The 19658-nt window shown below is 65.4% G+C and carries 22 protein-coding genes; 10 read left to right on the top strand and 12 right to left on the bottom strand.

Annotated elements, in window-relative coordinates:
• Nucleotides 1-50: 50 nt before the first annotated feature.
• The 9 genes from AC2W7L_RS17555 to AC2W7L_RS17515 form a co-directional block, all read right to left on the bottom strand.
• Nucleotides 51-959 (bottom strand): metal ABC transporter permease, encoded by a 909-nt coding sequence (locus tag AC2W7L_RS17555; protein ID WP_486005480.1) that lies wholly within the window; start codon nucleotides 957-959, stop codon nucleotides 51-53.
• Nucleotides 956-1825, bottom strand: coding sequence for a metal ABC transporter ATP-binding protein (locus tag AC2W7L_RS17550; protein WP_486005479.1), 870 nt, complete (start codon nucleotides 1823-1825; stop codon nucleotides 956-958). Before AC2W7L_RS17550 ends, AC2W7L_RS17555 begins: the two co-directional genes overlap by 4 nt.
• A gap of 2 nt (nucleotides 1826-1827) precedes the next feature.
• Nucleotides 1828-2913, bottom strand: a complete 1086-nt coding sequence (locus AC2W7L_RS17545; RefSeq protein WP_486005478.1) for a metal ABC transporter solute-binding protein, Zn/Mn family — start codon at nucleotides 2911-2913, stop codon at nucleotides 1828-1830.
• A 185-nt stretch (nucleotides 2914-3098) separates the two neighbouring features.
• On the bottom strand, nucleotides 3099-4151 hold the full coding sequence (locus AC2W7L_RS17540; RefSeq protein WP_486005477.1) for an aspartate-semialdehyde dehydrogenase: 1053 nt from the start codon (nucleotides 4149-4151) through the stop codon (nucleotides 3099-3101).
• A complete protein-coding gene (locus tag AC2W7L_RS17535; protein WP_101555588.1) occupies nucleotides 4148-5473 on the bottom strand; it encodes an aspartate kinase in 1326 nt (441 codons plus the stop codon). Before AC2W7L_RS17535 ends, AC2W7L_RS17540 begins: the two co-directional genes overlap by 4 nt.
• 366 nt (nucleotides 5474-5839) lie before the next feature.
• Complete coding sequence (locus AC2W7L_RS17530; protein ID WP_167194314.1) at nucleotides 5840-6073, bottom strand: helix-turn-helix domain-containing protein; 234 nt, start codon at nucleotides 6071-6073, stop codon at nucleotides 5840-5842.
• Entirely contained in the window at nucleotides 6073-6702 is a 630-nt protein-coding gene (locus tag AC2W7L_RS17525) for a DUF2975 domain-containing protein (protein ID WP_486005476.1), read from the bottom strand. The genes AC2W7L_RS17530 and AC2W7L_RS17525 overlap by 1 nt, the downstream gene beginning before the upstream one ends.
• 188 nt (nucleotides 6703-6890) lie before the next feature.
• Nucleotides 6891-7496, bottom strand: coding sequence for a recombination mediator RecR (recR, locus tag AC2W7L_RS17520; RefSeq protein ID WP_486005475.1), 606 nt, complete (start codon nucleotides 7494-7496; stop codon nucleotides 6891-6893).
• A gap of 43 nt (nucleotides 7497-7539) precedes the next feature.
• Nucleotides 7540-10983, bottom strand: coding sequence for a DNA polymerase III subunit gamma and tau (locus tag AC2W7L_RS17515; protein ID WP_486005474.1), 3444 nt, complete (start codon nucleotides 10981-10983; stop codon nucleotides 7540-7542).
• A 92-nt stretch (nucleotides 10984-11075) separates the two neighbouring features.
• Between AC2W7L_RS17515 and AC2W7L_RS17510 the strand changes: the two genes are divergently transcribed.
• The 9 genes from AC2W7L_RS17510 (at nucleotide 11076) to AC2W7L_RS17470 (ending at nucleotide 16853) form a co-directional block, all read left to right on the top strand.
• Nucleotides 11076-11738, top strand: coding sequence for a DUF1707 SHOCT-like domain-containing protein (locus tag AC2W7L_RS17510; RefSeq protein ID WP_486005473.1), 663 nt, complete (start codon nucleotides 11076-11078; stop codon nucleotides 11736-11738).
• Nucleotides 11735-12007: a hypothetical protein gene (locus tag AC2W7L_RS17505; RefSeq protein ID WP_486005472.1), complete on the top strand. Its 273-nt coding sequence runs from the start codon at nucleotides 11735-11737 to the stop codon at nucleotides 12005-12007. The genes AC2W7L_RS17510 and AC2W7L_RS17505 overlap by 4 nt, the downstream gene beginning before the upstream one ends.
• Before the next feature lie 87 nt (nucleotides 12008-12094).
• Nucleotides 12095-12646 (top strand): GNAT family N-acetyltransferase, encoded by a 552-nt coding sequence (locus tag AC2W7L_RS17500; protein WP_486005471.1) that lies wholly within the window; start codon nucleotides 12095-12097, stop codon nucleotides 12644-12646.
• The gene (locus tag AC2W7L_RS17495) at nucleotides 12606-13064 is read left to right on the top strand and encodes a GNAT family N-acetyltransferase (protein ID WP_486005470.1); all 459 of its coding nucleotides are present in this window, start codon (nucleotides 12606-12608) and stop codon (nucleotides 13062-13064) included. The genes AC2W7L_RS17500 and AC2W7L_RS17495 overlap by 41 nt, the downstream gene beginning before the upstream one ends.
• A gap of 60 nt (nucleotides 13065-13124) precedes the next feature.
• Nucleotides 13125-13739, top strand: a complete 615-nt coding sequence (locus tag AC2W7L_RS17490; RefSeq protein ID WP_486005469.1) for a DUF4178 domain-containing protein — start codon at nucleotides 13125-13127, stop codon at nucleotides 13737-13739.
• On the top strand, nucleotides 13739-14341 hold the full coding sequence (locus tag AC2W7L_RS17485) for a DUF2617 family protein (protein WP_486005468.1): 603 nt from the start codon (nucleotides 13739-13741) through the stop codon (nucleotides 14339-14341). The genes AC2W7L_RS17490 and AC2W7L_RS17485 overlap by 1 nt, the downstream gene beginning before the upstream one ends.
• Complete coding sequence (locus AC2W7L_RS17480) at nucleotides 14338-14775, top strand: hypothetical protein (RefSeq protein ID WP_486005467.1); 438 nt, start codon at nucleotides 14338-14340, stop codon at nucleotides 14773-14775. The genes AC2W7L_RS17485 and AC2W7L_RS17480 overlap by 4 nt, the downstream gene beginning before the upstream one ends.
• 18 nt (nucleotides 14776-14793) lie before the next feature.
• Nucleotides 14794-15222 (top strand): DUF350 domain-containing protein, encoded by a 429-nt coding sequence (locus AC2W7L_RS17475; RefSeq protein ID WP_486005466.1) that lies wholly within the window; start codon nucleotides 14794-14796, stop codon nucleotides 15220-15222.
• The gene (locus AC2W7L_RS17470) at nucleotides 15219-16853 is read left to right on the top strand and encodes a polyamine aminopropyltransferase (RefSeq protein ID WP_486005465.1); all 1635 of its coding nucleotides are present in this window, start codon (nucleotides 15219-15221) and stop codon (nucleotides 16851-16853) included. Before AC2W7L_RS17475 ends, AC2W7L_RS17470 begins: the two co-directional genes overlap by 4 nt.
• A 96-nt stretch (nucleotides 16854-16949) precedes the next feature.
• Here the strand turns inward: AC2W7L_RS17470 and AC2W7L_RS17465 are convergent, their stop codons facing one another.
• The 3 genes from AC2W7L_RS17465 to AC2W7L_RS17455 all read right to left on the bottom strand — a co-directional run bounded on the left by AC2W7L_RS17465 (nucleotide 16950) and on the right by AC2W7L_RS17455 (nucleotide 19094).
• Complete coding sequence (locus AC2W7L_RS17465; protein WP_167194296.1) at nucleotides 16950-17357, bottom strand: DUF4190 domain-containing protein; 408 nt, start codon at nucleotides 17355-17357, stop codon at nucleotides 16950-16952.
• A gap of 151 nt (nucleotides 17358-17508) precedes the next feature.
• On the bottom strand, nucleotides 17509-18099 hold the full coding sequence (locus tag AC2W7L_RS17460; protein WP_486005464.1) for a TIGR03085 family metal-binding protein: 591 nt from the start codon (nucleotides 18097-18099) through the stop codon (nucleotides 17509-17511).
• Between the two features lie 83 nt (nucleotides 18100-18182).
• On the bottom strand, nucleotides 18183-19094 hold the full coding sequence (locus AC2W7L_RS17455; protein WP_486005463.1) for a Sir2 family NAD-dependent protein deacetylase: 912 nt from the start codon (nucleotides 19092-19094) through the stop codon (nucleotides 18183-18185).
• A gap of 57 nt (nucleotides 19095-19151) precedes the next feature.
• Between AC2W7L_RS17455 and AC2W7L_RS17450 the strand changes: the two genes are divergently transcribed.
• Nucleotides 19152-19601, top strand: a complete 450-nt coding sequence (locus AC2W7L_RS17450; protein WP_486005462.1) for a flavodoxin family protein — start codon at nucleotides 19152-19154, stop codon at nucleotides 19599-19601.
• Nucleotides 19602-19658 lie beyond the last annotated feature (57 nt).

Raw genomic sequence — 19658 nt, 5'->3', positions numbered from 1 at the left:
GGCGGCCCAGCAACCTCGCGCCAGGTTGCTGGGCCGCCGTCAGGTAGCAATTAGGGGGTGGGGATGGGGGTGTTGTGCTCTTCTGCGGCGCGGTGGGCGCGGCGACGGTGCAGGGATTTCATCCGGCGACGGCCGACGAGGCGGCAGATGATGTAGATGAGGAACGAGATCGTCGTGACGAACGGGCTGATCGGCACCACCGGCGAACCCAGAGCGATGAGGATGCCGCCGACCGAAGCGGTGACGGCGAAGATCACGCTGAGCACCGGCACCCACACCGGCGAGGCCGAGAGCTGAGTCGCCGCGGCGGCAGGGGTGATGAGCAGCGCGAGGACGAGGAGGACCCCGACGACCTGCACGCTCAGCGCCACGGCGAGTCCGAGGGTGAGCATGAAGATGATGGTGAGCCCACTGACCGGCACACCCTTGGCCCGGGCCACCTCGGGGTCGAGGCTGGAGAACATGAGCGGACGCCACACGATCGCCAACACCACGAGCACCGCGAGGGCACAGATGATGAGGGTAAGGATCTGACCGGGAGTGATCGCGACGATCTGGCCGGTGAGCAGCCCGAACTTGCTGGCCGCTCGCCCGTCGTAGAGGGCGAGGAAGAGGATTGCCAAGCCCAGTCCGAAGGGCATGAGAACACCGATGATCGCGTTCTTCTCCGAATCCTTGGCCCCGCCGATGCCGATGATGAGAGCGGCGACGATGGACCCGACGATCGAGCCGGTCACGACGTCGAAGCCGATGAGCAGGGCGAAGGCGGCTCCGGCGAAGGAGAGTTCGGAGACTCCGTGGACGGCGAAGGGAATGTCGCGGGCCATGACGAAGACGCTGATGAGACCCCCGACGACGCCCAGGAGCGCCGCGGCGATGAGCGAATTGGCCAGCAGCGCGACCAGTTCGCCGTAGTCCTCGAAGGTGAAGAGGTTGGCAAAGATCTCGGGCACGCTCATCGGCTCACCACCGTCCCGTCGAGGTCGAAGGAGTCATCGGGCAGGTTGTGGTGATCGACGCACTCCTCCTCCCCGCCGACGACGACGAGGCGACCGCCGACGCGGACCACTTCGACCGGGGAGCCGTAGAGGCGGGACAGCGATTCGGAGGTCATCACCTCGGCAGGGGTGCCGATGAGGAAGTGACCGCCGACAATATAGAGGACCCGGTCGACATACGGCAGGATCGGGTTGATCTCGTGAGTGACGAATACGACGGCGGCTTCGCGCTTGACCCGCTGCTCGTGCAGCAGCGCAGCCACCACCTGCTGATGGTGCAGGTCCAGAGACAGCAGCGGCTCGTCGCAGAGCAGCACAGTGGGATCGTTGGCCAAGGACTGAGCCACACGCAGCCTCTGCAGCTCACCGCCGGAGACCGTGCCGGCGGGGGCATCGGCGTAGTCGGTGGCGCCGACGGAGGCCAAGAGGTCTTCGACCTTCTTCTTCCGCCCTCGGGACAGCAGACCCATCCCCCAGCGGTGCCCGTCGATGCCCATGCGCACCAGATCGCGGCCGCGCATCGGCGTGTGCGGGTCGATTCCGCGCTGCTGCGGAATGTAGCCGATGTCGGGGTTGCCCTTATGCACCTGCCGACCGCCGACTTCAGCGGTGCCGGTCGACAGTGTGTTCTGCCCCAGCAGCACCTTGAGCAGTGAGGTCTTCCCGGTGCCGTTGGGTCCGAGCACGGCGAGGAACTCCCCCGGCGCGACGTCGAGGTCGAGATCGTGCCAGAGCACGCGCGGGCCGAACCGCAGTTCGGCATCGCGCAGTCGAATCACCGGCTCCCGTGCTGCTGCCGGTGCGGAAGCGTCGGATTCCTTGGCCATAGTCAGTGCTTGTGTCCTTCGAGTGCGGTTGAGATATCGGTGATGTAGCCGCCCATCCAGTCGGCGTAGTGCGTTCCCGAAGGCATGGTCTCGGCCAGGTCGACGACCGGGACGTCGGAGTCCTCCGCGGTGGACTTCAGGGCCTCTGCCTGCGGACCTGCCGCTTGAGTATTGTATCCAAGCAGCACGGCATCGCCATCGGAGATCTGCTTCTCCGCGGCCTTGAGCACCAGCGGCGGCACATCATTGCCCTCTTCGACGGCGGCGAGGAACTCCATCGACGTGACGTTCTCCAGCCCCATATCGTCGAACAGCCACAGCGGAATCGGTTCGGTCGCGGCGACCTTCTCGCCGCCGTGCTCCTGCTTCACCGCATCGATATCGTCCTGCAGCGCGGACAGCTGTGCCTTGTAGTCCTTCGCGTTCGATTCGAACTCACCCTGATGTTCGGGAAGGGCCTCGCCGAGGTGGGTCGCAGCCTCGTCGACGAGCTTCGTCATCGTCGGGACCGAATACCACAGGTGTTCGTTGAATGATCCGTGATCGTGGCCTTCGTGACCCTCTTCCTCGTGACCCTCTTCCTCGTGGCCCTCATCCGCGTGCTCATGATCATGGCCCTCCTCGTCTTCGTGAGTGTGCCCGCCGCCGTGAGCTTCCTCGTCGTCATGGCCGTCACCGTGATCATGGTCGTGAGGTTCGTTGCCGAGGCCTTCCGATCCGGGCAGACCGGAGATCGAGACGGTATCGATGATGTCGACTTCGGCACCGGAGGCGTCGAGCATCCCGGTCATGAATGCGTCGTAGCCTCCGCCGTTCTGAACCACGAGGTCGGCCTTCGACAGTTTGAGGCGATCCTGAGTGGTCGCCTCATAGGAGTGCGGATCCTGGTTCGGGTCGTCGATGATCGGGCTGACATCGGCGAAGTCGCCGGCGACCTCGGAGACGATATCGGCGTAGACGTTGGTCGAGGTCACGACGCGCAGTGCCCCCGTGTCGGCTTCGGAGGCCTGTCCACCACAGCCGCTGAGGACCAACGTCGCCGAGGAGGCGATGGCAGCGGAGGTGAGAAGAATGCGCGAGGAGGTCATGAGGAGCCTTTCCAAGGCATCGAGGATGAAGCAGCATCGTCGACGATACTCAGATCGAGGGCCCGCCACTAATATAAATATTTATATATAGCAAAGCTTTTATATGTCCCGACATGTATTGCCGGAGAAGACGAACCGCCCGGAAGCCTGTGCTTCCGGGCGGTTGGTCATCGAGCTGTCGTTGCTCAGGCAGCCTTCGCTTCGAGCTTGGCAGCCAGCAGGGCGGCGATCTGCACGGTGTTCAGCGCCGCACCCTTGCGCAGGTTGTCGTTGGAGACAAAGAGGACCAGCCCCTTGCCAACTGGCGCCGACTGGTCGGCGCGGATGCGACCGACGAAGCTGTCGTTCTGACCTGCGGCCTTGAGCGGAGTCGGAACTTCGTCGAGGGAGACTCCGGGCGCCTGCGACAGGATCTCGGTGGCCTGCTCGGGGCTGATGCCGGAGTCGAATTCGGCGTGGATGCTCAGGCTGTGTCCGGTGAAGACGGGCACGCGCACACAGGTGCCGGCGACCAGGAGGTCGGGCAGGCCGAGGATCTTCCGGCTCTCGTTGCGCAGCTTCTTCTCTTCATCGGTTTCGTTCTGCCCGTCGTCGACGACCGCTCCGGCCATCGGCAGGACGTTGAACGCAATCGGTTCGACGTAGTTGTTCGGCTCCGGCAGGCTCACTGCGTTTCCGTCGGTGGTGAGCTTGCGAGCGTCGGGCAGACCGGCCTCGAGCTGACCGGCGAGTTCCTCGACTCCGGACAGACCCGAACCGGACACGGCCTGGTAGGTGGCCACGATGAGGCGGCTGAGTCCGGCCTTGTCATGGAGGGCCTTGAGCACAGGCATGGCGGCCATGGTCGTGCAGTTCGGGTTCGCGATGATGCCCTTGGGCGGCTCGTCGAGTGCGTCGGGGTTGACCTCGCTGACGACGAGCGGGACCTCAGGGTCCGAACGCCACGCCGAGGAGTTGTCGACGACGATGGCACCGGCGGCCGCGAAACGTTCGGCCTGCGCCTTCGACGTTGCTCCACCGGCGGAGAACAGAGCGATATCGAGTCCGCTCGGGTCCGCCTCCGCAGCGTCTTCGATGGTGATGGGCTGGCCCTTGAAGTCGATCGTCTTCCCGGCCGAACGGGCCGAGGCGAAGAGCCTCAGGGATCCGATCTCGAATCCGGGATCCTCGGCCAGGAGGTCGAGCATGACTCCGCCGACCTGGCCGGTTGCACCGACTACTCCGATATTGACGCTCATCGTCCGGTACCTCCGTACACCACTGCTTCGTTGTCTTCGCTGTCGAGTCCGTACGCGGCATGGGCGGCACGGACTGCGTCGTCGAGCAGGTCTGCTCGGGTGACGACGCTGATGCGGATCTCCGAGGTGGAGATCATGTCGATGTTGACCTGGGCTTCGCTGAGCGCCTCGAAGAGAGTCGCGGTCACGCCCGGGTGGGAGCGCATTCCGGCGCCCACGACGGAGAGCTTGCCGATCTGGTCGTCGTAGCGGACCTGGTCGAAGCCGATCTCGGCCTTGACTGCGTCGAGGGCCTCGAGCGCCTTGGCGCCGTCGTCCATGGGCAGGGTGAAGGAGATGTCCGTCTTTCCCGGCTCACGGGTCGAGATGTTCTGGACGATCATGTCGATGTTGGCCTCCTGCTTGGCCAGAGTCTTGAAGATCTCTGCTGCCTTGCCGGGGACATCGGGAACGCCGACGATCGTGACCTTGGCTTCCGAGCGGTCATGAGCGACGCCGGAGATGATTGCCTGTTCCATGGTGGGCTCCGTTTCTGGTTCCGCTGCCGGGGTCGATGATCCCCGGCCCTGGCGGAAGGCTTCGGGGATGGGTGAATCGGTCACCCAGGTTCCTTGGTTGCGAGAGAATGAGGACCGCACGTGCACCGGCACGTTGTAACGGCGGGCGTATTCGACACAGCGGAGCATGAGGACCTTGGCGCCCGAGGCGGCCATCTCCATCATCTCTTCGTAGCCGATCTCGTCGATCTTGCGAGCCGTGGGCACGATGCGCGGGTCGGCGGTGAAGACGCCGTCGACGTCGGTGTAGATCTCGCACACATCGGCATCGAGCGACGCGGCCAGTGCCACGGCCGTGGTGTCGGAGCCGCCGCGGCCGAGAGTGGTGATGTTCTTCGCGGTCTGGCTGACACCCTGGAATCCCGCGACGATGGCGACGTATCCCTCGTCGAGGGAGGACCGGATGCGGCCGGGAGTGACGTCGATGATTCGGGCCTTGCCGAACTGCTCATCGGTGATGACTCCGGCCTGGGAGCCGGTGAAGGACTGGGCTTCGAAGCCGAGGTTGGCGATCGCCATGGCCAGGACCGCCATCGAGATGCGCTCACCGGCGGTCAGCAGCATGTCGAGTTCGCGGGCGGGGGGCATGGGGGAAACCTGTTGGGCCAAGTCGATGAGATCATCGGTACTGTCACCCATGGCCGACACCACGACAACTACTTCGTGACCGGCTTGACGGTACTCGACAATTCGTTTGGCCACTCGCTTGACCGATTCCGCATCGGCTACCGAGGACCCACCGAACTTCTGGACGACTATGCTCACTGCAGTATCTTCCTTATCGCTGATAAGTTCCGTGCCAGGCGATCGATTCCATGGTTCCAAACATGGAGGTCTCGTGCTGCATCGATCAGGATTTCAGCCGTGTCGGGCTCCCGGCACCTGAACCATTGTATGAGGTAGGTCATTTCGGTTCACCTTCGCCCGTCATTCAGACACCGCCTGACCGGGCCGAATGTCACCTGACGGCAACCCGCTCGATCAGCGCGCACATGGGCGAGCCCGGGGTCGACCACGTACCGTTCAGCGCCTGTTCAGAAATCGTTATATTCCGGGGTCGTGAACCCCAGACAGCAGCCCCTCGCCGAGGCAGCCCGCCGGCTTCGCGCCGGCGGGCGCTGCCCTTGACGATCAGTCCGACCGTCGCTCCATGGTGAAGAGGTCACCGGGCTGACAGTCGAGGACCTCGCACAGAGCAATGAGAGTGGAGTAGCGCACTGCCTTCGCCCTGTTGTTCTTAAGCACTGAGAGGTTTGCGAGCGAGACCCCGACGCGTTTGGACAATTCGGTCAGGCTCATGTCTCGCCGAGTCAGCAGACTGTCGAGATGGCAGATAACCCGGGAGGAGTCGAATTCCTCGACCATCACACGAGCCCTTCGAGCTCTTCTTGAGCTTCGCGCCCTGATCTGAAGCACCGCCGCAGCAGTTCAGCGCCGCCGACGACCCCGAGAACGAAGAATGCCCGGACGACGGTGACGTCTGGCCCAACTCCGTCGGCGATGCCGATATCGGCTGAGATCCAATTGCTGCCGAGGCCCATGGTGACGAAGTAGACGATCCATCCGATCGCCACGACCCACTCAAACGCAACGAATGCGCGGGCAGCCCGCGGAGTGAACGGCGTCCCCGCCGCTATGTCGCGTATGACAGGCACAAGGGTGACAGCGGCCGCCAGCACTGTGAGGATGACTGCGATTTCGGCGATTGTCACGAGCACAATCGCTCCGGCCGAGGCGTCCGCAGTCGGAACAACGATCTCGGTGACTCCGGTCAGCGATGCTGTTCCGCTCCCGGCCTCAATCGAAGAAGCCTCATCGTCGGAGAAGTTCACCATCACTGCCACTTCGGAGTGAGCTATTCGGGCAACGAGGTCAGTGATGGCGTAGATGACATAGAACCCGACTGCCAAACCGATCCAGAGTTCGTAACCTGTGCCGAACGCCTTGCGCTTCTGAGGTTCGTCGTCCGGCTTCTGTTCCTCTGTTGGTGACATGACAACGCCTTCCCGCCTCGGCGATAAGCAGGCGAGCTTTCCGCCGACCTTCGCCGCATCCAATGACTTATCGTTTATCGATATATCGATAAACAACATGGTTCACGATTATCGATATGCTGTCAACAGCTCGGCGGACTTCGATTGGAATCGAAAGAGGCCGAAATCCCAGCCCTTCGCCGAGGCGGTCAGTCGATTTCGCGGCGCCCGGAGAATGCTCGGCCGAGGGTGACCTCGTCGGCGTATTCGAGGTCGCCGCCGACGGGCAGTCCCGAGGCCAGGCGGGTCACGGTCACGCCGAGCGATCCGAGGAGGCGGACGAGGTAGGTGGCGGTGGCTTCGCCTTCGAGGTTCGGGTCGGTGGCTATGACGGTCTCCTTGACCTCACCGTCCTGAAGGCGAGTCATGAGTTCCTTGATCCGCAGGTTGTCGGGTCCGACCCCGGCCATCGGGTCGATGGCTCCGCCGAGGACGTGGTAGAGACCCCGGTATTCCCTCGTCCGTTCGATCGCGACGACGTCCTTGGGCTCTTCGACCACGCAGATCATCGACCGGTCGCGGCGCGGATCCTGGCACACCGTGCATTCGGCTTCCTCGGAGACGTTTCCGCAGATCTCGCAGAACCGCACTCGCTTCTTCACGTCGGTGAGTGCCTGCGCCAGCGCTTTGACGTCCTGCGAGTCCGTCTGCAGGATGTGGAACGCCAGACGCTGGGCCGACTTCGGCCCGATGCCCGGGAGCTTGCCGAACTCTTCGACCAAGTCCTGGAGGGCACCTTCGTATACAGCGCTCATACTTCTCTTTCGTCAATGATTTCGCCGCCGAGGACCCGTGCGATCACGTCGACGCCCATCTGCGGCGCTTCGGAGACGTCGAGGTCCGTTTCCGGATCATACTCGTCCTCGACCGATCCGGACTGCTGCGGGTAGGCGTTCGATCCCGGCGCCGAGGCGCTCCCGGACCAGATCCGCTCGCCGGTTTGGCCCGTGGCGCGGATCCGTATCCGGATCCGACAGGCGGAGTGGTGGTGACACCGTGTTTCTCGGCCAGTGCGGCGAAGCGCGATTTGAACGGCTTCTCTCCCCCGTGGGTCGAGGCCGGTGGCGGAGACTGCACGGCTGGTGCCGGCTGTTCGAAGGCTCCTCCCCCGAAGTCGCTGGGGCTCTCTGCGAGGTCGGGGTAGTCGAGATCGTCGTCGGGCGGGGGCACGACGACGGCTCCGACGTCGACGGCTCCGCTGCCTGCGCTCGTCTCATCGACGTCGGCCGAGGCGGTGCCCGTCGATGCAGAGTCGACCGATGAGGGGTCGATCGGTGAGGGACCGTCGTTCCAGTTCGGCTCTTCCCACCGCGGTTCGACGTACTCCATCGGCGAGTCGTCGGCGAAGCCGGACGACCCCGCAGACGCTGTTCCCGCATGGTGGTCGGGACCAGATCGAGCGTAGTCGCCGGCTGGTCCGGAGCCAACTGATCCGTCGCCAGCCGGTTCGGATGCGGTGTCGGCCGGCGGGCCGAAGAAGTCATCGTCGGAGAGATCGGGAACGACGACATCCGGGGCGACCGAGGAAGCGGGCGCATTCTCAGCAACTCGGGCGCTCTCGGCCACAGGCTCATTTTCGGTTTCGGGAGCCGACTCGGCTGCAGGGCCTGCGTCATCGTGCGGTGAACTCGCGCGCACGCCATCAGTGCCGGACTGCTCAGCATCGGCAGATGGTTCGTCGGCCGGTTCGGCAGAGCCGAAGGAGTTATCAGGTGTCGTGGGTTCAGTCGGTGGACCCGGCTGTTCTCCCTCCTCGTCGTCGGAGGACCAAGGACCCTGAGTCGGGCCGCTGGGCTCCCAGAACTTCTCGTGGTCGACCTGCGGCTTGTCGACCTCACGGGTCCCGACGACCGCGGCGACTTCCTGCGGGCTGGGGCGGCGCTGGCTCGGTGCCGGTCCGTGATTGCCGCCGGAGTCGTTCATGGGCGGAGCCGAGGATCCTTTGCCCTGGTTGCCGCCGGCGCTTCCTCCGCCGATCCGACCGACATCGCCGACGTCGATTCGAGCCTGAATGCCGAGGACGTCATTGATCGCCGCAGAGAGTTTGGCCGCATGGTCGCGCTGCTGGAATCCCTGCACGGAACCGGCATTGTTGAAGCCGAGGTAGACGACCCCGTCGGAGAACGACTGGGGAATCGCATTGGCCGCGATGATCGCACGGGTCAGGCGGCTGCGCTTCTCCACCGAGGCGAGAATGCTCGGCCAGGCGCGGCGGATGGCTTCGATCTCACCACCGATGTCACCGGGTCCCGCCACCGAGGTGGCTTCCGGTGCCGCGGCCTGCTCCGACTGCGAGTCATCCGCTGGCCCCGTCGAGGCCGCAGGTGCTGGCGCCGGAGCGGACTGGTTCTGAGACTGCTCGGTCGCAGGACGCTGAGGCTGGTTCGCCGGCGCAGAGGTCGGTGCCGGCTCCGGCGCGGAGCCAGAAGTTGAGGCACCGGCGGGGTCCCGCCGCTGCTCGTTGTTCCGCTCAGGCTGCGGCTCGGAGTTCGGCACACGCCCCGCCGAGGACGGGGACTCGGACGGCGAATCAGGCGACGGCTGCTGACCCTGCGTCGACGGGCGCTCAGCTACGGCCGGAACGTCTTCGGCAGACTGTGGTCCGTTGTCCGCCGGTGCAGGCTGAACCTGCGGCTCTTGCGGCGACGGCGGCTCCTGCTGAACTCGCTGTTCTTGCTGAGCCTGTTGATCGAATCGGGCCGACTGTTCCTGCCGTTCCTGCCGGTCCGGCTGTCCCTGTCGTTCCTGCCGGCTCTGCCGCTCCGACTGACCCGACTGAACCGGAGGTTCGTTGAGCATCGACTCGGCGGCCGCGGCCATGGCCGCGATGTCGTCGAAGTCGTCGTGCGCGGCGCTCTGAGACTGTCCGGCTGGCACGTTCGCACCCGGTGCTCCGGCACCACGACCTGTCCCACCGGCAGTAGACCCACCGGAAGTCGGCCGACCGGTCGCCTGTCCCTGATCGGCAGCAGGCACCTGCCCCTGACCGGTCCCACCGGCCACTGCCCCCTGCGCCTGCACAGCCTCCTGCCCCAGGGCCTGCGCCGGCGCTGGCACGTTCGCGGCCACACCGGTGGCCGACATGCCGATACGGCGCTCCATCCGTTCGACGCGGCTGAGCACGGCATCCCGGCTGCGACCGGAGCCGGGCAGCAGAATGCGAGCACAGATGAGCTCGAGCTGCAGCCTCGGCGAGGTAGCACCCGACATCTCCGTCAGGCCCACATTCAGCAGGTCCGCGGCACGGGAGAGCTCGCCCTGTCCGAAGCCGTTGGCCTGCAGAGTCAGTCTCTCCAGACGGTCCGGCGGCACTTCGGGCAGGAAGGCATGGGCCGCCTCGGGTGCGGCATTGATGACGATGAGATCCCGGAAGCGCTCCAGCAGATCTTCGACGAAGCGCCTCGGATCCTGACCGGATTCGATGACCCGCTCCACCGCGCGGTACACCCCGGCACCGTCACCGGCGGAGAACGCATCGACGATGTCAGACAGCAGCGAATCCGGAGTGTAGCCGAGCAGCGCAATGGCCCGACCGTAGTCGACTCCATCGGGTCCGGAACCGGCGATGAGCTGGTCGAGGACGGACAGGGTGTCACGCACCGAGCCTCCGCCGGCCCGGACGACCAGCGGCAGCACACCCTTGGCCACCTGCACGCCTTCACGCGTGCACAGCTCGTCAAGATAGTTGCCCAGGGCCTCCGGCGGCACCAGGCGGAACGGATAGTGGTGGGTCCGCGACCGGATCGTACCGATGACCTTCTCGGGCTCGGTCGTGGCGAAGACGAATTTGATGTGCGACGGCGGCTCTTCGACGATCTTGAGCAGAGCGTTGAAGCCCTGCGAGGTGACCATGTGCGCCTCATCGAGGATGAACACCTTGTACCGATCGCGCGCGGGCGCATAGACGGCGCGCTCACGCAGGTCACGGGCGTCGTCGACGCCGTTGTGGCTGGCCGCGTCGATCTCGACGACATCGAGCGAACCGGGTCCGCCGTTGGCCAGATCCCGACAGCTCGGGCACTCCCCGCACGGCACCGGAGTCGGCCCCTGCTCACAGTTGAGGCACCGAGCCAGGATCCGCGCCGAGGTGGTCTTTCCACACCCGCGCGGGCCCGAGAACAGGTAGGCATGGTTGATGCGGCCACGTTCGATGGCGGCCTTCAGCGGATCGGTCACATGCTCTTGACCGATGACCTCGTCGAAGGTCTCTGGGCGGTATCTTCTGTACAGTGCGGTGGACACGTCCCCTAGCCTAATGCCAACGACTGACACGAGACACGGCCCCCGGAGTCCCGCCGTTGTCGCTGACTTCCCGATCAGGCACGATAGAGATCATGAGCTCAGCCACCCCCTCCCCCGACGAGAACGACCCCGCGAAGACCTTCCGCATCGGCCACAAGGAACGCGATGAGGCGATCGAGCTGCTCCGCGAGGCCGCCGGCGACGGTCGGATCACCGTCGATGAGCTCGACGAGCGGATGGAGACGGTCCAGTCCGCGAAGTTCCCCATCGACCTCGACGAGGTTCTGTCCGACCTCACCACCGAACTGCCCTCCGATCGTTTCCGCCCCGCCTCGGCGATTGCGCCCACTACCGGCCGTGCGATGGCGGTCCAGGGCCATGATCGATTCGATCCGCTCGTCATCAAGGCCGGCTGGGAATCCGAGGTCCGCCGCGCCAGATGGTCGGTCCCGCCCTATATTCGCTGCGAACCCTCGATGTCGAACATCGAACTCAACTTCCTCGAGGTCGAGACCGATCTCGAGGTCATCGAAGTCGAGATCGTCGCCGGAATGGGCGCGGTCGTCATCGTCATCCCGGATGACTGGGCCGTCAACGTCGATCAGCTGTCGAAGACCTGGGGCAGCGTGAAATCCGTGGTCGATGCGGTGCCGACCGGCCGCCGCCCCCTCGTGCGCGTGGGCGGATCGATCGGCATGGGGTCGTTCAAGGCCCGGTTCGCGAACTACTTCGACCGCCGTCGAATGGCGAAATGATGCAGCCCGGACTCGGCGCAGTCATCTTCCTCACTCTGTGCATCATCGTCGTCTTCAGCATCGGCGCCTTCCTCGTGTACCGGGTGATGAACACTCCCGGTTCGCATATCGGCTCCCGCCTGCCCAAACACGATCCCCACGCCGAGGCGGACTCCACCGATCCGCCCGACCGCGGGCCGCGGAGGGCCGGGTCGGACCCGGTAGTCCCAGCGGCACCGACGACCCCGACGGACCCCGTCAGTCCTGAAACCGGGCACCGGCGTCCTTGAAAACCGGCACCTGCCGTGATCGACTCTCACTATGCCTGAGATCCAGATCACTCGCATCGCCGCCGACGACGAGTCTGCGCTGCTGACGTGGAACGACGTCATGCGCACCGCCTACACGCACGACCGCACCGCCGCCTGGTGGCGCAGCGCCGAGACGACGCTCACCCAATTCGCCCACCCTCGCCCGGGCGGACAGGACATCGCCCTGGTGGGCGCCTCGGCGAGGAGATCATCGGCGGCGTCGAGATCAGCATCTCCCCCGAAACCCCGACCGATATCGAACTCGGGGTTCTCACCGATCACCGTCGACGGGGTTTCGGCACGGCCCTCGCCGAGGCGGCCGCACAGTTCCTCGTTGACTGTGACGAATCCTTGGCGATCGTGCAGACCGAAACCTACTGCGGCCGGGGTCGCCTTCGCGCAGGCGCACGGGATGAGCGTCGGCAACGAAGAGCACCGGCTGCTGCTCGACCTGCCCGCCTACCTGGAGGCAGACGCGAATCGGTACAAGGATTCGGGAGCCTCGACGGTTGTGCCCGTGATCAGAGAGGACCCGGACTTCTCCGTCACCTCGTGGATCGGTGCCTGCCCCGAGGAGGTGCTGGAGTCCTGGACTCAGCTGCGGGCGCAGATGGATGAGGACGTGCCCGTCGGCGATCTCACCCGCACCGCTGCTCATGCCAGCACCGCGGCGATCCGCAGCCATGAGGAGCGGATGGAGGAGCAGGGGTGGACCCTGGTGAGCTCGATGGCGCATGTGGGCGACCTCGCCGTCGGATACACGGAGATCATGGTCTCCTCGCACGATCCGCAGATCGTCATCCAGGAGGACACCCTCGTCGACCGTGCCTTTCGGGGCCGCGGGATCGGTCGCGCGCTCAAGGTCGCGAACCTGCGCCAGCTGCCCGCGGTCGCCGCGACCGCCTCGGCGCAATGGGTGCAGACGTACACGGCGACGGACAACGAACCGATGCTCGCGCTCAACCGGGACCTCGGGTTCGTCATCGCCGATACGATGACAGCTCTCGAGAAGAAGGACGATCATCCCCGCATGTGACGTCTCGGTCGACTAGAGTGGTTGTTGAACCGTCCGGCCACCGAAACGAAGCAGACCGCCGTGCCCTCAGAACTCCTCATCGCCGTCCTCGTCTTCATCATCGTCGTCCTCGTGACCGTGCTCGTCATCCGAACACGTACCACCAAGGCCCGAAAGCAGGAGCAGACTCAGCAGCCGGCCGCCCCACGCGATCCCTTCGCCGCCGACCAGAACACCGGCGGCGACCCGGAGACCATCAAGGCCGGCGACCTCCTCGAATTCGGCAATGAGAAGTTCTTCGTCCGCGGCACTCTGCGCATCTCCGAGGGCGGCTACGAGTGGGCCGAGCACTTCTTCCAGGCCGACGCCTCGGCGACGCGCATGTGGTTGAGCGTCGAACGCGACCCCGATGTGCAGGTCGCCCGGTGGCGCGACCGCCCCGACCTCGACATCGAGCCGAAGGCACGGACCATCACCGTCGACGGCACGGATTACGACCTCGTCGAACACGGCACCGCCTCCTACCGGTCCGAAGGCACCACGGGGCTGAACGAGAAGGGCGGGGTCGACTATGTCGACTACGAATCCGGCGACGGCCGCATGCTCGCCTTCGAACGCTTCGACCACGGACGCTGGGAAGTCAGCACAGGGGAGACCATTCCGACCGGCTCCTTCACCATCTACTCCGGCAGCTGATGCTCACCCTCCCCCGCCCGCTCGACGTCCCCTTCACCGACACCAGTGCCGAGGCGCTGCGGCTCAGCCTCGACCACGGTCGGATCGCTCCCCTGGCTTCCCGCAGCATCACCGTGCCCACCGTAGCCGCACCCACTGACACGGAGCCCACCCTCGCCGAGGCGGCCCCTGAGCTGACTCTGACCCTGACCGTCATCGGCTCCTCCCACCAAGCGATCCTGAGCGCCGGGTCAACCGATGCGTTCATCGAAACCTTCGCCTGCCTCGGCGAAGATATGTCGCCGTTACGACCGCGGTGGAACCACGAGGACGTCCGCCACGGACGGTGGGCCGGTTACACCGAACACCGGTTCACGGCGACGCGCACGAAAGTGCACGGAGACTTCCCGACGGCCGCCGCCGAGGTGCTCGCCACCGGTGCCGACCGTGCCGTCACCAGCGACGACCACTTCTCGGTCGTGTTCCCCGGGCAGCCCGGCGCGCTGACGGCACTGTCGCTGACGTGCGCGCAGCCCGAGCGGATCGCGTGGCAATCGTGGCACTGCTATCCGCAGCATCTGGAGATCGTCCACAGCACCAGCGAACTGAGGAGGTCGACATGAGCCAGGGACCGAACGTCTCGATGAGCGGAGGTTCCTTCGACTTCGACCGCGCGAACAACGGCAGCGGGAGCGGACCACAGCGGCCCGGCGGACCCCAGCGCCCCGGCGGCGGTTCGGGGCGGAAGCCGCGCTTCGGCTGCGGAACGATCATCGGAATCGTCATCGTCCTCATCGTGCTCGGCAATGTCTTCCGCGGCTGCGGATCCTCCGGATCGGCGAACTGCGGCGACTACGACCTCTCGAACGGCCAGTACGTCTCGAACCCCGGCAAGGGCGACTACGAGAAGAACGGCACCAGCTATGACTACGTCGGCTGCGACACCTCACGCTCCGGAGGCGGCGGATTCTTCTTCCTCCCGTTCTTCTCCGGCGGCGGATCGAACTACGGCGACGGCTCGGGCTTCCGCGGCGGCGGACCGGGCACCGGAAAATAGGCACAGCGAAAGGCAGACATGCTCCTGAACTACCTCCTCTTCGAAACCGGAGTCGTCCTCTCCTATGCGGGCTGCGGGCTCCTCCTCATGGTCATCGGCTATTTCGTCGTCGACCTGCTCACCCCGGGCAAGCTCCACGTCATCCTGTGGGAGCAGAAGTCGCGCAATGCTGCGGTCCTCGTCGCCTCCGACCTGGCCGGCGTCGCGATCATCGTCATCGCCGCCATCCGCGCGAGCTCCGATGATCTGGCCGCAGGCATCCTGTCCACCCTCGTCTTCGGCTTCGTCGGCATCATCCTCATGGCCGTGAGCTTCCTACTCATCGGTCTGCTCACTCCGGGTAAGACCGGCGAGATCATCAACTCCTCACAGATGCACCCTGAGGTCTGGGTCAACGCCACCGCCCACCTGGGCATTGCGGGCATCATGGCCGCAGCCCTCCTTTGAGCACCTCTGACGAGTCCGGTTCGGCTCCGACCGGTTCCGCTCCGACCGACACCCCCACCGAGGCGGCCCGCCCCATCACCCTGCCGATGCGTCCGGGTCCGGCCCGGTTCTTCGTCCTGCTCGCCGTGTTCATCTGCGCGAGCTGCGGAATGGTCTACGAGCTCGCGCTCGTGGCCCTGGGCTCTTATCTGCTCGGCGACACCATCGTCCAGGCCTCCATCGTCCTGTCCGTCATGGTCTTCGCGATGGGCATCGGATCGCTGGCGACGAAACGGCTGACTGGGTTCGCCGCCGTCTCCTTCGCACTCATCGAGGCGGCCCTGGGCATCATCGGCGGGCTGTCGGTCATTCTGCTCTATCTCGCCTTCGCCTTCGCCGATGTCTACACCGTGGCCATGGTGGCCCTCGCGTTCGTCATCGGCGCACTCATCGGCGCGGAGATCCCGCTGCTCATGGAGCTCGTCCAACGCATCCGCGCCCAGAAGGCCTCGAGCGCGGTGGCCGACCTTTTCGCCGCCGACTATGTGGGCGGACTCGTCGGCGGGCTCGCCTTCCCCTTCCTCCTGCTGCCGCTGCTCGGGCTGCCGCGCGGTGCGCTGGCGGTGGGGATGACGAATGTGCTGGTGGGCATCCTCATCGTCCTCTGGCTCTTCCGCACCGAGATCTCCCGCACCGCACAGGTCATCTTGGCGGCACTGCTCGTCGTCATCCTCGGCGGGCTCACCGTGGTGTGGATCTACACCGACGACATCGAAGTCACCACCCGGCAGCGTCTCTACCGGGATCCGATCGTGTATTCGCAGCGCTCGGACTATCAGGAGATCGTCGTCACCGAAGCCCGCAAGACCGGCGATACGCGGCTGTTCCTCAACGGGGATCTGCAGTTCGCTTCGGCCGACGAATACCGCTATCACGAAAGCCTCGTCCATCCGCTGCTAGACGGTCCGCGCCGCAACGTCCTCGTCCTCGGCGGCGGCGACGGCTTGGCCGTGCGCGAGATCCTCAAATACCCCGACGTCGCATCCATCACGCTCGTCGACCTCGACCCGAAGGTGCTGGAGCTCGCGAAGACCTCGGAGCACTTCACCGCATTCAACGACGATTCCCTCGACGATCCGCGGGTGAAGACGATCGCCGCCGATGCCTTCACATGGCTGCGGGAGGCGAAGCATTCGGCCTATGACGCAGTCATCGCGGACCTGCCGGACCCGGATGATGTGGCGACGTCGAAGCTCTACAGCATCGAGTTCTACGGGCTCATCCGTCAGGTGATGTCGCCGGAGGCCCGCCTCGTCGTCCAGGCCGGCTCCCCGTACTTCGCCCCTGATGCCTACTGGGGCATCGGGCAGGCCGTCACCGAGGCGGGACTGGCGACGACTCCGTATCACGTCGATGTCCCCAGCTTCGGCGATTGGGGATATTTCCTCGCCGACCTCAGTGGCGACGGCCCCGAGGTGACCGTGCCCGAGGATGCCCCGCAGGACCTGCGATTCGCCACCGCCGAGGTGCTCGCCGCCTCGACGACGTTCCCACCGGATCGTGATCGCTCGTCTGTGGGCAAGGTCGAAGCCTCGACGCTGCTGCATCCGCGGGTGCTCGATCAGGAACGCGGAGCCTGGGTCGGCTACTGACTGAGTTCGATAACGATTTCTGGCAAAGACAGAGGGCCGACCCATGTGGGTCGGCCCTCTGCCGTCTCTGATCGGCGAGTATCGGATCGGTCGGGGTCAGCCGGCCATGAGGCTGGCGAGGCCGCCGACGATTCCGAACGAGATTCCGAGTGCCCATCCGAGGACGAGGAGTCCGAGGAAGACGAGGCCTAAGATGAAGCCCCACTTGGCCATCTCGTTGTCTCCAAAGCCGGCTTCCTGCGAGCGCTTGCGTGCCATGTGACCGGTGATGATGCCGATGACGGGTCCGATGAAGTTGAATCCGAGGAACGTCGACAGAGTTGCCACGAGCGAAACGATGCCGAGCACCTTGCCCGGGTCTTCTTCGACGCGCTGGCCGTAGTGGGGTCGGTTCTGGTTCGAGTAGCTCTGCGGTGCTCCGTACCGTCCGGTGGACGGGTTGGAGTACTGGCCGATGGCCGGCTGATCGAACTGGTCGGGGGTCGGGGTGGGTGCTGCATTCATGGTGCGTGTCTCCTCTGTATCGGCTGTTGACACCAGTCTAGGAAGACCTCAGCGTCTGCCGACAGGGACCAATCCCCCGACTGGGAGGGGGTTTTCCCGACACTCCCCTGCTCCCGGTCTCATCTGCTTCCGGTCTCATCTGCTTCCGGTCTCAGCGCACGTCGACGAGTGCGTGGTCTGTCCGACCCATAAGACAGAGAAGCAACTCGAGTGGCGCCCCGGTGATCGTCGTGGCCTCGCCGCTTCCCTTCTTCCCAGCGGTGCGAGATCCGAAGCCCGGTGCCGAGATCGTCACCGGGCCCTTGGCCTTCCCGGCGAACGGCAGCAGCGCCACCTTCGTCTGTGCCCAGACGGTCGCGGTCTCTGCCTGCGACAGCCGGCGCGGAATCCATTCGATCGCGGCCCGGCGGATATCTTCATGGTGGACGAGGAACTCGGTCGTGTTCATCACCGACTCCACTCCCGGCAGGGCACCCGGAGTCCATTTCGGCGGTGCGGCGACGAGTCCGAGCAGCCGGCTGAACGGCATCTCGGTGTATTCGTCTTCCTTCGCCTGCAGACGGTCGGAGAACTTCGGGATGAAGATGCCAGCGGCGGCCTGCGGGTGGCGTTCCCGGATGACGAGGTGAGTGGCAAGATCCCTGACGTTCCATCCCTCGCACAGTGTGGGGGCGTCTTCACCCGCGCGGCGGGCGGAGTCGACGAGTCGCAGTCGTTCGGCGCGTGCCAGATTGTCTTTCATACCCGCCAGTCTTCCATCTCCGGCTTGGACTCGCCTGGACGCTTCGTCATCTCACCGCCCGGTCGCTTCGCCGGCCTGTCACTTCACCGGCGGGCCCAGGTCGTGACGAAGTCGGCGACGCGGGAGATCGACCGGTAGTCGGCGAGTTCGTCACCTCGGGTCGGCCCGTCGGTGACGATGACGACGGGTTTGCCCTCTTTTGCCGCCGTCCTGACGAATCGCAGACCGGACAGCACCGCCAGAGAGGAACCGAGCACCACGATGCCGGCGGCCTCGTCAGCGATCCGATTGGCCTGTTGGACCCTGGCCGCGGGGACGGAATCACCGAAGTAGACGACATCGGGTTTGAGCAGTCCGCCGCATTCGGGGCAGTCGGGGACGATGAAACCGGCGGTGTCCTCGAGTTCGACGTCGCCATCGGGTGCGGTTTCGACGTCGATCGGGTCGATGCCGACTTCCTCGGCGAAATCCGGATTGAGCTCACTCAGTCTCCGCTGCACGAGATCACGGTCGAACAGGTGGCCGTTCTGCAGGCAGATCACCCGGTCGAGGCTGCCGTGGAGATCGATGACGGGACTCGGCGCCGGCGCTCCGGAATCGTTTCCGCGTTCGGCGGCGACCGCCTCAGCGGCGGATTGGTGGAGGCCATCGACATTCTGGGTGATGATCCCGGCCACCGGCAGCTCGGCCAGGGCGAGGTGGGCCCGATTGGGCCGGGTGCCGCGCATCCGCGGCCAGCCCATCCATGACCGCGCCCAGTACCTGGCGCGCTGATCGGGGTGGGAGAGGAAGGTCTGGATCGTCATCGGCTTCCGCGGCGGGGAATCGGGTCCGCGGTAGTCGGGGACGCCGGAGTCCGTGCTCATTCCCGCCCCGGTGAGCACCGCCCAATCCGCATCGGAATAGGTCTCGGTGAGCACGTCGACGATCTCGGCGTCGGAGTGGCTGGCGTCCGGACGCACGCGTCCGCGCAGGGGGTCGAAGATGACTGCCATGGCTCCACTGTAGACATGAGGGCTGACGGAAGGCACGGCCGGGGCTAGGGTGGGGCCATGGTCAACGTTCTGCTCGTTCATCATTCACCGTCCGCTGCGACAGCGCAGATCGCCGAGGCGGCCGAGTCCGGACTCCGCATGCCTGAGCTCGGCGACATCGACGTCACAATCCGCCCGGCGCTGGAGGCGAGCGTCGAGGATGTGCTCGCCGCCGATGCCTATGTGCTCGGGACGACTGCGAACTTCGGCTATATCTCCGGTGCCCTCAAGCACTTCTTCGACACCACGTATAACGCGGTGCGCGAGCCGACCGCTGGCAGGCCGTTCTCCTATTGGATCCACGGCGGCTATGACACGACCGGGGCCGAGACCGCGATGAAGCAGATCACGACCGGCTTGGGCTGGAAGCTCGCCTTCGATCCCCTCATCTTCACCGGCGAGGTCACCAACGAGCATTTGGAGAAGGCCACCGAGCTGGCCGCCACAGTAGCCGCCACCCCCTCCTAACCCCTTATTACTACCTGACGGCGGCCCAGATACCTCGCGCGAGGTTGCTGGGCCGCC

It is taken from the genome of Brevibacterium sp. LAARM3_SD1 (assembly GCF_057364765.1).
The sequence above is the reverse complement of the archived record's forward strand: the minus strand, read 5'-3'. Positions and strand labels throughout refer to the sequence as shown.

What these genes read in the sequence shown, in the direction of transcription:
- AC2W7L_RS17555 (WP_486005480.1), bottom strand. Translation starts at nt 959, where the DNA reads ATGAGCGTGCCCGAGATCTTTGCCAACCTCTTCACCTTCGAGGACTAC.
- AC2W7L_RS17550 (WP_486005479.1), bottom strand. Translation starts at nt 1,825, where the DNA reads ATGGCCAAGGAATCCGACGCTTCCGCACCGGCAGCAGCACGGGAGCCG.
- AC2W7L_RS17545 (WP_486005478.1), bottom strand. Translation starts at nt 2,913, where the DNA reads ATGACCTCCTCGCGCATTCTTCTCACCTCCGCTGCCATCGCCTCCTCG.
- AC2W7L_RS17540 (WP_486005477.1), bottom strand. Translation starts at nt 4,151, where the DNA reads ATGAGCGTCAATATCGGAGTAGTCGGTGCAACCGGCCAGGTCGGCGGA.
- AC2W7L_RS17530 (WP_167194314.1), bottom strand. Translation starts at nt 6,073, where the DNA reads ATGGTCGAGGAATTCGACTCCTCCCGGGTTATCTGCCATCTCGACAGT.
- AC2W7L_RS17525 (WP_486005476.1), bottom strand. Translation starts at nt 6,702, where the DNA reads ATGTCACCAACAGAGGAACAGAAGCCGGACGACGAACCTCAGAAGCGC.
- recR (WP_486005475.1), bottom strand. Translation starts at nt 7,496, where the DNA reads ATGAGCGCTGTATACGAAGGTGCCCTCCAGGACTTGGTCGAAGAGTTC.
- AC2W7L_RS17510 (WP_486005473.1), top strand. Translation starts at nt 11,076, where the DNA reads ATGAGCTCAGCCACCCCCTCCCCCGACGAGAACGACCCCGCGAAGACC.
- AC2W7L_RS17505 (WP_486005472.1), top strand. Translation starts at nt 11,735, where the DNA reads ATGATGCAGCCCGGACTCGGCGCAGTCATCTTCCTCACTCTGTGCATC.
- AC2W7L_RS17485 (WP_486005468.1), top strand. Translation starts at nt 13,739, where the DNA reads ATGCTCACCCTCCCCCGCCCGCTCGACGTCCCCTTCACCGACACCAGT.
- AC2W7L_RS17480 (WP_486005467.1), top strand. Translation starts at nt 14,338, where the DNA reads ATGAGCCAGGGACCGAACGTCTCGATGAGCGGAGGTTCCTTCGACTTC.
- AC2W7L_RS17475 (WP_486005466.1), top strand. Translation starts at nt 14,794, where the DNA reads ATGCTCCTGAACTACCTCCTCTTCGAAACCGGAGTCGTCCTCTCCTAT.
- AC2W7L_RS17465 (WP_167194296.1), bottom strand. Translation starts at nt 17,357, where the DNA reads ATGAATGCAGCACCCACCCCGACCCCCGACCAGTTCGATCAGCCGGCC.
- AC2W7L_RS17460 (WP_486005464.1), bottom strand. Translation starts at nt 18,099, where the DNA reads ATGAAAGACAATCTGGCACGCGCCGAACGACTGCGACTCGTCGACTCC.
- AC2W7L_RS17455 (WP_486005463.1), bottom strand. Translation starts at nt 19,094, where the DNA reads ATGGCAGTCATCTTCGACCCCCTGCGCGGACGCGTGCGTCCGGACGCC.
- AC2W7L_RS17450 (WP_486005462.1), top strand. Translation starts at nt 19,152, where the DNA reads ATGGTCAACGTTCTGCTCGTTCATCATTCACCGTCCGCTGCGACAGCG.